Below are 13,823 nucleotides of genomic sequence, written 5' to 3'. Positions count from 1 at the left end.
TAGGGATGGCGAAATACTCCAGTAAGATTAATAAAATCAGAACATTTGCACTTAGTTTGGTTTTTGTTGGTTTTTTGATCATGTATATCGGTGTGTTCTTCAAGGAATCGGTCTGGCTGTCGACCTTCTTTATGCTACTCGGCGTGTTATCGATTGGATTGAGTACAGCCGTTTACTTTTGGATCGGTATGCTTTCTACGAAGGCAGTCCGTGTCGTATGTCCAGGCTGTGAGAAGGAAACAAAAGTGCTTGGGCGGGTGGACATGTGCATGCATTGCAGAGAGCCACTTACACTCGATCCAGCATTAGAAGGCAAAGAGTTTGATGAATCCTACAATCGAAAAAAGTCATAAAAATAAGCTGACCATTCAACTGGTCAGCTTTTTCATCAATGATTTTCTTTTTTTGCACATTCTTGACAAGTGCCATAGATCTCCAAGCGATGATGACTTACTGTAAAGCCTGTCACATGGGATGCAAGCTGTTCTACTTCATCAAGGCCAGGATAGTGAAAGTCAACGATCTTTCCGCAGTTTTCACAAATCGCATGGTAATGGTCAGATGTCGCAAAATCAAATCGGCTTGAGGAATCCCCATACGTTAATTCTTTTACTAATCCAGATTCCCGGAAGACTCGTAAATTGTTGTAAACCGTTGCTACACTCATATTAGGAAATTTCCCTTCAAGTGCCTTATATATATCGTCCGCGGTTGGGTGTGTCATAGAATTTACGAGAAACTCCAAGATGGCATGGCGCTGCGGAGTAATTCGAACACCGGTTTCTTTTAGAGCATCTAAAGCGTCTTTTAGTTCGTGAGCAGCCATTTCATCATGCACCTCTCTTTTCAAAAATATTCTTATATTATAATCTTTATAAATAGTGTACCCCCAGAGCCGAAACTTTGTCAATTACAATCCTCTTTTTTACCTATTCTTCTATACAAAAAAGACCGGCACGACTGCCGATCTCATCTCGTCAACATATTAAGCGTGAGCTTTCAGTTCCTCAAGCGCTTCTTCCACATGATCTTTCACCTTTACTTTACGCCACTCTTTCACAAGCTTTCCTTCTTTATTAATAAGAAACGTTGAGCGTTCAATTCCCATGTATTCCTTACCAAAGTTCTTTTTCAGCTTCCATACACCGAAAGCTTCAGACAATTTTTGTTCGTCATCTACAAGAAGCAGGAAAGGTAAGTCATGTTTTTCTTTAAACTTTTGGTGCTTGTCTTGACCGTCTGGGCTTACGCCGATGATGACAGCATCTAATTCGGCAAAACTTTGATGGCGGTCACGGAAATCACAAGCTTCCGTTGTACACCCTGGCGTCATATCTTTTGGATAAAAATAAAGGACAATGTGTTTCCCTTTAAAATCAGAGAGCTTTACTTTCTCTCCATTATCACCAAGTAATTCAATATCAGGTACTTGCTGCCCCACTTCGATTGTCATGATACAATCCCTCCAACCTATTTTTTCATTAGCCTATCCAATTTCGAGAAGATATTCAACTAAGGACGCTTGCATCGGCATGTTAAAATAATGATAGACGACGTGATACGTTGAGATAGGAGGCTATTTATGAAATTCACCGAATCAGAAAAATTACATCAAGAGGCGCTGGAGCATATTGTTGGAGGGGTTAACAGCCCATCTCGTTCATATAAAGCAGTGGGCGGCGGGTCACCTGTTGCAATGGAAAAAGGCGAAGGCGCTTATTTTTGGGATGTTGACGGAAACCGTTATATCGACTATTTAGCAGCATACGGTCCAATTATTACGGGACATGCTCATCCTCATATTACAAAAGCCATCACGAAAGCAGCCGAGACGGGTGTCCTTTACGGAACACCAACGAAGCATGAAGTCACTTTTGCTAAGATGCTGAAGGAAGCGATGCCTGCTTTGGACAAAGTTCGTTTTGTCAATTCAGGGACAGAAGCTGTGATGACGACAATCCGTGTCGCTCGCGCTTATACAGGCAGAACAAAGATCATTAAGTTTGCCGGATGTTACCACGGCCATTCTGATCTTGTGCTAGTTGCGGCCGGCTCTGGACCTTCCACTTTAGGAACACCAGATTCAGCGGGCGTGCCTAAAAGTATTGCCAATGAAGTCATTACAGTTCCATTCAACGATATAGACAGCTACAAAGAAGCATTAGACCGCTGGGGTGATGAAGTAGCAGCTGTTCTTGTTGAGCCAATTGTCGGGAACTTTGGCATCGTAGAGCCTAAAGACGGTTTCCTGCAGCAGGTTAATGACCTGACTCATGAAAAAGGGGCTCTAGTCATCTATGATGAAGTCATTACAGCTTTCCGCTTTATGTATGGTGGTGCACAGGACTTGCTTCAAGTAAAACCTGACCTCACTGCATTAGGTAAAATTATCGGCGGCGGTCTTCCAATCGGCGCTTACGGCGGCAAAAAAGAAATTATGGAGCAAGTCGCCCCGCTTGGACCAGCCTACCAAGCTGGTACGATGGCAGGTAATCCCGCCTCCATCCTTTCTGGTATTGCATGCTTGGAAGTGTTAAAACAAGACGGGGTGTACGAACGTCTTGATCAGCTCGGGGCAATGTTAGAAGAGGGAATTTTAGCCCACGCAAAAAAACATCAAGTAGATATTACAGTGAATCGCTTAAAAGGTGCTCTCACCATTTATTTTACAAAAGAAACGATTGTGAACTACGAGCAGGCTGAAAATACGGATGGTGAAATGTTTGCCCGTTTCTTTAAATTCATGCTCGCACAAGGTATTAACCTCGCGCCTTCTAAATATGAAGCTTGGTTCTTAACCATTGCACATACTGAAAATGATATTTCTGAAACGCTCAAAGCAGTAGATCATGCGTTTGAACAACTGAAACAATCATAATGAGGAGAAAAACAGACGTAAATTCATGCGTCTGTTTTTTTATTTACCAGCTCTTGATTGTCAAAAGCGAGTGAATCTGTTACATTTTTTCTCAATACCTTCTTTTGATGTTTTCATGAACTTTCAAAAATCACTTGAATATTTCGGAAGACCGCTGTATATTACTTAGTTGTTTCATCAAAATATTTATGATATATGACAAGTGGTCATCTATTATCGAAAAGAAAGGAATGCAGGGACAAAACCAATGAAACTTGGAGCCCGTATTTTAAAAACTGGTATTGCCATTGTACTCGCGCTTTACCTGGCAACATGGCTTGGGTTGCCGACACCCGTCTTCGCGGGAATTGCAGCTGTATTTGCTATCCAGCCATCTATTTATCGATCATTTTTAACGATTGTTGATCAAGTGCAAGCCAATATTATTGGAGCAGCACTTGCCATTACGTTTGGTCTGCTTTTTGGCACAGGACCAGTCATCATCGGCTTAACTGCCGTCATGGTCATTGCGATTAATTTAAAGCTGAAGATTGAACACACGATTCCGATTGCACTCGTAACCGTCATCGCGATTTTAGAAAGTGCAGGGGATCATTTCCTTTCCTTTGCCTTAATTCGAACAGCAACTGTGGTGTTAGGCGTACTTTCTTCATTTTTAGTGAATTTGATTTTCCTGCCGCCAAAGTATGAAACAAAGCTTGTTCATCACATTATGGAAAATACGGAGGAGATTTTAAAATGGATCCGTCTGAGCTCCAGACAGTCTACTGATCATTCCACTTTAAAGGATGACATCGATCAAATAAAAGAACGTATGATCAAATTAGATCACATTTACTTGTTATACAAAGAAGAACGAAGCTATTTAAAGAAAACGACCTATGTCAAATCTAGAAAGCTTGTTTTATTCAGACAGGCAATCATGACGTCTAATCGAGCGCTGTACTTGCTGAAAAAGCTTCATAAGTTAGAAAATGAAATTCATTTGATGCCAGAGCATTTCAGAGAGAGCTTAACAGATGAGATTGATTATTTACTTTATTGGCATGAACGTACCTTAATGAAATTTGTTGGAAAAATGAAACCGCAGGACGATGACTTCCAAAATGAATGCTCTCTTCGTCTTGAAACATTAACGAAATCATTTATTCAGCATCAGCAAAATCAAGAAAACGACTTGCTGGATTACAATATGCTGAATGTGATGTCGAGTATTATTGAATACCGTGATGAATTGGAGCATCTAGATACTTTAATTACAAGCTTCCAAACGTATCACCCAAAAGATAGTGAGATTGAGACAGAAGAAAAAGAAGCTTAAATAGAAAAGACCGATTCTTAGAATCGGTCTTATTTTATTTTCTTCATTTTAGGATCAAGGGTGTCTCTTAATCCATCTCCCATCAAGTTAAAGCCAAGAACCGTCAGCATGATCGCAATCCCCGGGAAAAATAAAGTCCATGGCGCTTGTACGAGATAAGGTCTCGCATCTGCAAGCATTTTCCCCCACTCTGGACTTGGCGCTTGTGCACCTAATCCTAAAAATCCTAAAGCCGCCGCTTCAATAATGGCAGTACCAATCGCAAGCGTCGCTTGAACGATGACCGGCACCATACTATTTGGCAGTATGTGACGAAGAACGATGCGGCGGTGTGACATCCCGACTGCCTTTGCTGCTAAAACATATTCTTCTTGCTTAATGCTCAGCACCTTTGAACGAACGAGCCGGCCAAATGTGGGGACGTTAATAATCGCTATGGCAATAAGGGCATTTTGTAAGGAAGGTCCTAAGATGGAAACGATCGCAATCGCTAATAGAATGCTAGGAAAAGCGAGTAAAATATCAAATAGTCTTGAGATGACAGCATCCAGTAATCTACCGCCGTAACCTGCCATCAACCCAAGCAATGTCCCTAAAATAACCGACCCGAGAACGGAGAAGAAACCCACCCATAATGAAATCCGAGCTCCATGCACGACTCTAGAAAATATGTCTCTCCCGAAATCATCCGTACCAAACCAATGCGCAGCTGAAGGGGCACTAAATCGTTCGCCTAGTGACTGCTCGTTGATTCCATAAGGAGCAATGAGCGGTGCAAAGATTGCTAGGATCAGAAATAAAAAGACAATCACAGTGCCAATGACCGCCAGCTTGTGCTGAAAGAACAGTTTCATCGATTCAAGAATCAGTGATTGAGAGCGTTCTTCCTTTTGTTCAGGTGCTTGAAGCTCTTTTTGCGCTTCCATGTCGTCACTCTCCCTTCTCTAGTATTTAATCCTCGGATCAATGACTGCATACAAGATATCCACAATGAAATTGATCAGCACAAATATGAGCGCAACAACAAGAATGCCAGTTTGAATAACAGGATAATCACGATAGCTAATTGCATCGTAAATATACCGCCCAATTCCCGGCCAAGCAAAGATCGTTTCTGTTAAAATGGCTCCGCCTAGCAAGAGACCTGTTTGAAGACCAATAATCGTTAAAATCGGAATGAGCGCATTTTTCAGCCCATGCTGATAAATGATGAAAAATGAACGTACCCCTTTTGCTTTTGCTGTTCGAATAAAATCTGAATGAAGGACTTCCAACATACTTGCCCTCGTAATCCTTGCAATAATCGCAGCAGGAATCGTTGCGAGAGCGGTACTTGGTAAAATTAAATGCTTGATGCTGTCAAAGAATTGATCAAATCGTCCTTGCAAAAGCGTGTCCAGCGTATGGATATAAGTGATCGACTCTACCGGATTTCTGACGTTTTCTCGTCCTGTAGTCGGCAAAATACCTAATTCAATCGAGAATAGCCACTGTCCCATTAAGCCTAACCAAAAAATCGGCATGGACACCCCAATGAGAGCAATAAACATGGCCACATAATCAAAGAAAGAATGTTTAAACCATGCACTAATGATTCCGGCATTCACACCGACAATAATCGCCAGCAACATAGCGAAGAAAGTCAATTCTAATGTAGCGAATAAGTAAGGCTTCATTTCCTGGGCAATAGCCGCTCCTGTTCGTATGGAAGTCCCTAGATCACCTTTTAAAAGCCCCAGCATGTAGTGACCATATTGTACGTACCACGGCTGGTCTAAACCAAGCTGAATCGTCAATTGCTCTACTGCTTCTTTCGTTGCCCGCTGTCCTAAGATGACCTGCGCCGGATTTCCAGGGATAAACCGAATAATAGAAAATACAACTAAGGTCATTCCGATCAGTACTGGAATGAGCATTCCTGCTCGCTTCATACAATAAGCAAACAAACAGCTTTCACCGCCTTTTCATTGTTTGGATAAGGGAGATCGAACGATCTCCCTTATTTGCTTATTCGAAATATACGTCAGTCAATGCTTCGGAACCAGTCGGATGCGGCTGGTAGCCTTTTAAATCTTTAGATGCGGCAAGCATTGGAATTGAATGGACTAATGGGATCCAAGGCGCTTCATCATGAATGATTTCTTGAGCTTCTTGATATAATTCATTTCGCTTCTTTTGATCTGTATCGGTCTGCGCTTCAATGAGGATGTCATGCATTTTATCGTTTTGGAAGAATGTATAGTTGTTACCGCCAATACTGTCTTTATCTAATAATGTGTAGATGAAATTATCAGGATCGCCATTGTCCCCTGTCCATCCTAATAAGAACACATCTGCTTCGCCTTTACTTGCTTTATCTAAATAAGTCGCCCAATCATATGTGACGATTTCGGCTTTGACACCAACTTTTTCAAAGTTTGACTGAATGACTTCAGCTACCTTCATCCCGTCTGGCATATATGGACGCGGCACAGGCATTGCCCAAAGCTTGATGCGAAAACCGTTAGGGAAGCCTGCCTCTTTCAATAGTTCTTTTGCTTTTTCCGGATCATATGGATATGGCTCAATCTCGTCATTGTAGCCTTCTAATGACGGAGGAAGTGGATTTTTTGCTGGTTCAGCAAGCCCTCCATAAAACGACTCGATGATTGATTCTTTATCAACTGCATAATTGAGTGCCTGACGAACCAACTTGTTATCAAGCGGCTTTCTAGTCACTGTCAGCCCGATATAACCTACGTTCATGGATGGTCTTTCAATCAGCTGGAGCGCTTTGTCTGTTTTAATGCCATCTAAATCGGACGGATTGACGCCATCCATTAAGTCGATTTCGCCTGTTTTAAGCGCATTTAAACGAGCAGAGTTTTCAGGAATAGAGCGGAAGATGATTTGTTTCAGTTTTGGTTTATCTTTTTGCCAGTAATCTTCGTTCTTTTCTAAGACAATACGGTCGTTTTGCTTCCATTCTTTAAACTTAAATGGTCCTGTGCCCACTGGGTTTTCTCTAAATGAATCACCGCTTTTTTCAACTGCTGCAGGACTAGCGATACCAAATGGTGACATGGCGATGTTTTTCAGAAATGTTGCCTGCGGGCGTTTGAGTTGAAATTCAATTTCATGCTCTCCTTTGACGATGATGTCTTTAATGACATGCCCTTTATCTTTTTTATAGCCGCCAAACATGCCGTAGTAAGGAAATTTTTCGGCATCTCCATTCATCCAGCGGTCAAAGTTGAATTTCACTGCTTCTGCATTAAAATCTGTGCCATCGTGAAATTTCACACCTTCTCTTAAGTAGAACGTGTACGATTTTCCGTCCTTTGCAACATCCCATTCTGTTGCGAGGCCCGGATGGATGGTCGTGTCTTTTTCACCGTAATTCAAAAGCTTTTCAAACATATTCTCTGTGACCTTGAAGGTTTCGCCTTCTGTTGTTGTAATCGGATCAAGTGACGTAGAGTCCCCTCCTCTGCCGAATACGAGAGTGTCTTTTGTGGCTTTTTCTTCTGATGTTGATGAAGATGAACAACCCCCTAAAAATAACGCAAGTGCCAGCACAAGAATGAAACTACTGAATAACCATGTCTTCTTCATTGTGTTCCTCCTTTTGATATAAATAGCACGCAGCTGCATGGCCTGTTTCCTCCTCATACAAAGGCGGAACAGCTTGCAAGCATTGCGCCCACCTTTTTGGACATCTTTTATAGAAAGGACAGCCATCTTCTGACACCAGGGTGGATTCTTCCGCTGACACATCCTGCGTTTCCAGCACGTGATCCATATGTGGAATGGATTTCAGAAGAAGCGATGTATAGGGATGAAGCGGCTTGTGAAAGACGTCCTCCGCAGGACCCATTTCTACAATACGGCCAGCGTACATCACTGCAATTCGGTCGCTCATATACTTGACAACGCCTAGATCGTGAGAAATAAACAAGTACGTCAGAGAAAGCGTCTTTTGCAATTCGAGCATTAAATTCAATATTTGTGCTTGAACCGATACATCTAAAGCGGAAACTGGCTCATCGGCAATCACAAGACTTGGATGAGTAATGAGCGCCCTAGCAATTCCAATACGCTGCCTCTGACCGCCGCTGAATTGGTGCGCATAACGGTCTCCATAGGATGGGTCAAACCCAACAATGTGCAGCATCTCTTTTACCCGCTTTTGTCTTTCTGCTTTTGTTCCGTGTTTATGAACAATGAGCGGTTCTTCTAAAATGTCTTTGATTTTCATTCGTGGATTTAAGGAAGCGTATGGATCTTGGAAAATCATTTGAATGTCTTTTCTGAAGGAACGCATGTCTCGTTCTTTCAGAAGCGTCACTTCTTTTCCTTTCATTTGGATTGAGCCAGAAGTCGGTTCGATTAATCTCATTAAGCTTTTGCCAAGGGTTGATTTCCCGCAGCCAGATTCGCCCACAATGCCGAGCGTCTCTCCTTCTTTCACGTGAAAGGACACTTGATTTAAAGCCAAAGTCGTCTGTTTGTGTTTAGAAAAAAATGCCGATGTGTCATAACGCTTCGTCAGTTGATTCACTTGCAACAGTGGGTGATTCAGTGTCTTCTCCTCCTTCCATTAGAAAACATGCGACGCGGTGATTGTGTGAAATGGATTGTAAAGATGGGTCTTTTTCAAGACATTGCGTCATTTGATATGGACAGCGTGGTGCAAATTGACAGCCGGACCGAATAGCTCCTGGCTTAGGTACATGACCCGCAATAGACATGAGTTTTTCTTTTTTCTCTTTAAATGATGGAACAGAGGCGAAAAGACCTTTCGTGTAGGGATGGAGAGGTTTTTGGAAAATACGGTCAACGGTTCCTTCTTCTACGATTCGACCGGCATACATAATCATGACACGCTGGCATATTTGCCGCACGACGCCTAAATCATGAGTAATAAATAAAATAGCGGTGTCCATCTCTTCATTTAACTTTTTGAGCAAACGAAGAATTTGTGCTTGGATGGTGACATCAAGTGCAGTCGTTGGTTCATCTGCAATCATGAGCTTTGGGTGACACAGCATCGCCATCGCAATCATCACACGCTGACGCATGCCGCCCGATAGTTCATGTGGATATTTTTTGAGTAATGACGCTGCTTGTTTCAGGCCTACCGTTTGAAGCAAATCTACCGCCTTTACTTTTGCTTCTTTTTGGCTGATAGTCTGATGTGTGAAAAGGGCTTCTGTCATTTGCTTGCCGATGGTCATGAGTGGATTGAGAGAAGTCATGGGTTCCTGGAAAATCATTGAGATGTCATTCCCTCTGACCTCTCGCCATTGTTTCTCCGACAGTGACAGCAGGTTTTGACCTTCAAATTGTATGTGACCTGTTGTTTCTGTTTGGTGATTCAGCCCCATTAAAGACATCGATGTGATGCTTTTCCCGCAGCCAGATTCGCCCACAATACCTAAGGTTTCTCCTTTTTGAATAGAGAATGAGATGTCATGAACGATCGGCACTCTCTGCTTTTTTTGCTGAAAAGCAATAGACAGCTGTTTGACATCTAGCAATACTTTTTGTTCTTTCACATCTTCACCACCCCGTCATACTTTTTAAAATTGTATTGAGACAAGCTGGGAAATATGTCATGTTTTTGACAAGCATAAAAAAGCCTATCCGCTAGAATCGGATAGGCTTCTACTAATTTAATGTTTGAATGGTAAATAGATGACGATAGTGGCTGTCTCGGTTCATTAATTCTTCATGTGTTCCTTTTTCCACAATCTCGCCTTGTTCCATGACCACAATGAGGTCCGCATGTGTAATCGTTGATAAACGGTGCGCAACAATAAAAGTTGTGCGATCTTTTGCCAGCTTTTGCATCGCTTCTTGAATGTAATGTTCACTTTCTAAATCAAGTGCAGACGTCGCTTCGTCTAAAATAAGCAGCGGTGGATTTTTAAGAAATACCCTCGCAATTGAAATTCGTTGTTTTTGACCGCCTGATAGCTTTACGCCACGTTCTCCTACCTTTGTGTCATATCCTTCAGGAAGAGACATGATGAACTCATGGGCATTAGCCGCTTTGGCCGCCGACACAATTTTCTCAAAGGATGCTTCTGGGTCTCCCACAGCGATATTTTCTTTAATGGTGTCACTGAATAAGAATGTATCTTGGAGCACCATCCCGACTTGATTCCGCAGGCTTCTTGCCTTGTACTCTTTAATATCAATGCCGTCAATTTCGAGTGATCCGCTTGTGACATCATAAAATCTTGGAATTAAGCTGACGAGTGTCGACTTCCCTCCGCCGCTCATTCCTACAAGCGCAACGGTTTGACCTTTGTCTACTTTCAAGGAGATATTGTGTAAAATCTCTTCCTGTGTATGTTCGTAACGGAACGACACATCTTTAAATTCTACCTCTCCTTTTAAGTGATTGGCTTCTTTTGCATTCGGCTTGTCTGTTACTTCATACGGTTCATCAATAAACTCAAAAATACGATCCATTGATGCTACTGACTGAGTTAAAGTCGTCGATGAGTTAATGAGACGGCGAATCGGGTTGTACATCCGGTCAATGTAGCCAACAAAGGCAATCATTGTCCCAATTGAAAGCGACCCGTTAATGACGGTATAGCCAGCAAAAGCAATGATGAGCAGCGGCGCAATGTCTGTGATCGTATTGACGACAGCGAATGTTTTGGCATTCCAATTCGTATGATTGATCGCTTTGTTTAAGAAATTTTTATTTTCATCGTGAAAATTCTCTTGTTCGTATTCTTCAATCGCAAAGCTGCGAATGACAGGCATTCCTTGTACTCGCTCATGCAGGTGCCCTTGTACCTCAGCCAGTGCCTGCGACCGCTCTTTTGTCAGCTTGCGAAGCCGTCCGTAAAAATACTTCACTGCTAACGCATACAGCGGAAAAATAATGACAGACACAATGGTGAGTTTAAGATCCAGTGTACACATAATGGCTATCACAATCAGGACGGTCATCAAATCAAGCCAAATGTTCATAAGCCCTGTGATGACAAATTCCTTTGTTTGCTCCACATCGTTGATGACCCTTGAAATAATTTCCCCTGTTCTCGTGTTGGCGTAATAACGAAGGCTCAACTTTTGAATGTGCGAGAACAGTTTTTCCCGAATATCAAATAATACTTTACTGCCTGTCCACTGCGCATAGTATTGTCTGTAGTACTCAACAGGCGGTCTCATCACTAAAAATAATACAAGCATGATTCCCATAATAATAAAGAGAGTGGATGTTTTTTCTTCAGCCGATCCAGAGCCTTGAATCACATCATCAATGACATACTTTAAAAGCAGAGGCAATGTTAAGGGGATCGAGAACTTAATCATTCCGATCACCATTGTCAATGCAATCTGTTTTTTATACGGTGTTACAAAAGCCATGTAACGTTTTATGACCCCCATGTAAATCTCCTTCCCAATCTATCAGTGCCTCTTATCCGTACGCAATCAAAAACCTGTTGGCTTTGAAAAGCCAAACAGGTTTTAGCTGCTGTTACTTATTTTGTATAACGCAAAAAACGTTCATACCACATATCCACAAATTCTGGAGCAAACGGTCCCTTCCGCTGGTGAATCCAATGCAGTAATGTATTTAGATGCTCTCGTAAGATACTATCGATTTCTTTTGGATAATTCATCTGCCTCTTATGATCTGCATATTCATCCTCATCCAAAATATTATACGTCATGTCCGGAAAGACTTTGACATCTAAGTCGTAATCAATATACTTAATCGCCTCTTCATCTGTCGCAAAAGGAGAGCTGATGTTGCAGTAATAATACACCCCATCATCTCGAAGCATCCCAATGACATTAAACCATTGTTTTGCATGAAAATAGCAAATAGCCGGTTCTCTTGTCATCCATGTTCGGCCATCGGATTCAGTCACCATTGTTCGATCGTTTGCACCAATGATACACAATTCCGTTGCTTTCAGAATGGTGGTTTCATTCCAAATCCTGTGGATCAAGCCATTATGTTTATAGCTTTGAATTTGGATGGTTTCTCCTTCCTTGGGATAGCCCATATTTTCTCCCCTACTTTCTATAACAAACAAACCTAACAGTCCAAAGACCTAATTTCCCAACTAAACATGTCTCTATTATATTATACCGTTACATCATTAAAAAATGAAATGAAAAAGCCATTCAACCCAATTGAACGGCACACTCTTTTACATCACGGTTGAGCTCTTCTCCATTTGCTTATACGAATTGATGACTTGTTTAGTCTGTTTTGTAAATAGTGTTTGGACTTTTTGCAGTTCCTCTCGTTTCTGTTTGATTTGATCATGAAGCTTATGCCGCTCTTCCTTTTTTTCACCTTGCAACAATCGTTTTTCTGTCTCTAAGTACAGATCAAGTTCTCCTTGTACATCGAGCAGCTGATCCATAAGCTGCATTTGTTCTTTGACAAGCTGATCGAAATCAGACATCTAACTCCTCCCTTTCCTTCGATTCCACTTTTTGTATCTATACCATTTCTTGAAAGAAGGAAGAAGTCCTTTGACTGTTTATGTAGAGGTTTTACAGGTTTTGTCGGATGGTGGGGAGAGGCAAAAAGAAAAGCACTTCATTCGTAGATGAAGTGCTTCCCTTTGTTTCAGTGATTAGCTGTTTTGTTGTTTGTTTTGCTCAGCTTTTTGGTTGTATTTTTTTACGTGCTGTGCGTCAGTCTCGCTAGCAAATTCAGTGCCATATTGACCGCCTTGTGCAGCAGCTTGGTTTTGTTTTTTCACTTGTTGTGCGTTTGTTTTGTTTTGTTGTTTATCCATCATTATCACCTCCACGCACATTAATTTGTGCAGAAGGTGTACATCTTATTCATAATTTTTTTAAACAAGCAAAGAACGTCCGCCATCGACGATAATCGTCTGTCCTCTAATCATATCTGCTTTGCCTGATACAAGGAATTCTACACTGTCGACCATGTCTTTAATTTCCACCATACGGCCTGCTGGTGTATTTTTCTTAGCGTCTTCTAATAGCTCTTCACGATTTGGGAAGTGCTTGAGTGCATCTGTATCGATGGCGCCGCCTGATACGGCATTTACGACGATATTTTTTTGTGACAGCTCAACGGATAGATAGCGTGTCAAAGCTTCTAGTGCTGCTTTAGATACACCGACCACCGTGTAGTTTTCAAGGTAGCGGATAGAGCCTAGTGAGCTAATGCTGACGATATGTCCGCCGCCGTTTTTCTCCATTAATTTGGCTGCTTCTTGTCCGCAGAATAACAAGGCTTTCGCATTGATATTCATGGTCCAGTCCCAATGATTTTCTTCAAGATCCATGATTGGGCGCTGAACGCCAGATGCCGCATTGTTCACAAATACGTCTAAACGGCCAAACGTTTCGTCAATTTGCTGGAACATGTCTTTGATTTTCTCTGGCTGACCAACGTTGGCTTTGACAACTAATGTTTTAACACCCATCGCTTCAATTTCTTCAGCTGTTTCAAGTGCTGCTTTTTTGCTTCTTGCATAGTTAATGACAATGTCATATCCTTTTTCAGCCAGGCGAAGGGCTACTTCTTTCCCGACACCTCTACTGCTGCCTGTAATTAGTGCACATTTACGCTTGTTCATTATGGTTCATCTCCTGATTTGAATAGTTTTCGTCCATTCGCTTCAC

Annotated in this window: 14 protein-coding genes and 1 pseudogene; 3 read left to right on the top strand and 12 right to left on the bottom strand. The window is 41.8% G+C overall.

The annotated features are described in order from the left end of the window. Positions 1–5: 5 nt before the first annotated feature. On the top strand, positions 6–353 hold the full coding sequence (locus tag NST73_RS04405) for a YgzB family protein (RefSeq protein WP_007496750.1): 348 nt from the start codon (positions 6–8) through the stop codon (positions 351–353). A 35-nt stretch (positions 354–388) separates the two neighbouring features. Here the strand turns inward: NST73_RS04405 and perR are convergent, their stop codons facing one another. Both perR and bcp read right to left on the bottom strand, forming a co-directional pair. Further along, complete coding sequence (gene perR / locus NST73_RS04400; RefSeq protein WP_003217782.1) at positions 389–826, bottom strand: peroxide-responsive transcriptional repressor PerR; 438 nt, start codon at positions 824–826, stop codon at positions 389–391. Positions 827–985: 159 nt separating this feature from the next. Further along, entirely contained in the window at positions 986–1,453 is a 468-nt protein-coding gene (gene bcp / locus NST73_RS04395; protein ID WP_007496746.1) for a thioredoxin-dependent thiol peroxidase, read from the bottom strand. A 129-nt stretch (positions 1,454–1,582) separates the two neighbouring features. Between bcp and NST73_RS04390 the strand changes: the two genes are divergently transcribed. Both NST73_RS04390 and NST73_RS04385 read left to right on the top strand, forming a co-directional pair. After that, entirely contained in the window at positions 1,583–2,878 is a 1,296-nt protein-coding gene (locus NST73_RS04390; protein ID WP_007496744.1) for a glutamate-1-semialdehyde 2,1-aminomutase, read from the top strand. A gap of 247 nt (positions 2,879–3,125) precedes the next feature. Next, positions 3,126–4,199 carry an aromatic acid exporter family protein gene (locus NST73_RS04385; RefSeq protein ID WP_024718258.1) on the top strand — a complete coding sequence of 358 codons (1,074 nt, stop codon included), beginning with the start codon at positions 3,126–3,128 and terminating at the stop codon, positions 4,197–4,199. A gap of 29 nt (positions 4,200–4,228) precedes the next feature. On the opposite strand, the gene NST73_RS04380 is transcribed toward NST73_RS04385, so the two are convergent. From NST73_RS04380 to fabL, 10 genes and pseudogenes are all read right to left on the bottom strand, one after another. Then, complete coding sequence (locus NST73_RS04380) at positions 4,229–5,125, bottom strand: ABC transporter permease (RefSeq protein WP_008341942.1); 897 nt, start codon at positions 5,123–5,125, stop codon at positions 4,229–4,231. 18 nt (positions 5,126–5,143) lie between these two features. Then, positions 5,144–6,145 (bottom strand): ABC transporter permease, encoded by a 1,002-nt coding sequence (locus tag NST73_RS04375; protein WP_007496737.1) that lies wholly within the window; start codon positions 6,143–6,145, stop codon positions 5,144–5,146. Between the two features lie 61 nt (positions 6,146–6,206). Further along, complete coding sequence (locus NST73_RS04370) at positions 6,207–7,793, bottom strand: ABC transporter substrate-binding protein (RefSeq protein ID WP_178929579.1); 1,587 nt, start codon at positions 7,791–7,793, stop codon at positions 6,207–6,209. Next, positions 7,768–8,745: an ABC transporter ATP-binding protein gene (locus NST73_RS04365; protein ID WP_080688153.1), complete on the bottom strand. Its 978-nt coding sequence runs from the start codon at positions 8,743–8,745 to the stop codon at positions 7,768–7,770. The genes NST73_RS04370 and NST73_RS04365 overlap by 26 nt, the downstream gene beginning before the upstream one ends. Then, positions 8,714–9,736, bottom strand: a complete 1,023-nt coding sequence (locus tag NST73_RS04360) for an ABC transporter ATP-binding protein (protein ID WP_178929580.1) — start codon at positions 9,734–9,736, stop codon at positions 8,714–8,716. Before NST73_RS04360 ends, NST73_RS04365 begins: the two co-directional genes overlap by 32 nt. A 112-nt stretch (positions 9,737–9,848) precedes the next feature. After that, a complete protein-coding gene (locus tag NST73_RS04355; RefSeq protein ID WP_178929581.1) occupies positions 9,849–11,591 on the bottom strand; it encodes an ABC transporter ATP-binding protein in 1,743 nt (580 codons plus the stop codon). A gap of 95 nt (positions 11,592–11,686) precedes the next feature. Beyond that, positions 11,687–12,217 carry a DUF402 domain-containing protein gene (locus NST73_RS04350; RefSeq protein ID WP_008341956.1) on the bottom strand — a complete coding sequence of 177 codons (531 nt, stop codon included), beginning with the start codon at positions 12,215–12,217 and terminating at the stop codon, positions 11,687–11,689. Positions 12,218–12,364: 147 nt separating this feature from the next. Then, positions 12,365–12,625: a YgaB family protein gene (locus NST73_RS04345; protein ID WP_045034510.1), complete on the bottom strand. Its 261-nt coding sequence runs from the start codon at positions 12,623–12,625 to the stop codon at positions 12,365–12,367. 174 nt (positions 12,626–12,799) lie between these two features. Beyond that, positions 12,800–12,949, bottom strand: a pseudogene (locus NST73_RS04340) (gamma-type small acid-soluble spore protein); the annotation flags it as partial. Between the two features lie 75 nt (positions 12,950–13,024). Then, positions 13,025–13,777 carry an enoyl-[acyl-carrier-protein] reductase FabL gene (gene fabL / locus NST73_RS04335; protein ID WP_007496726.1) on the bottom strand — a complete coding sequence of 251 codons (753 nt, stop codon included), beginning with the start codon at positions 13,775–13,777 and terminating at the stop codon, positions 13,025–13,027. Positions 13,778–13,823 lie beyond the last annotated feature (46 nt).

This window comes from Bacillus sp. FSL W7-1034 (assembly GCF_038593365.1).
Lineage (GTDB): Bacteria > Bacillota > Bacilli > Bacillales > Bacillaceae > Bacillus > Bacillus altitudinis.
This window is presented reverse-complemented; position numbering and strand designations above follow the sequence as displayed.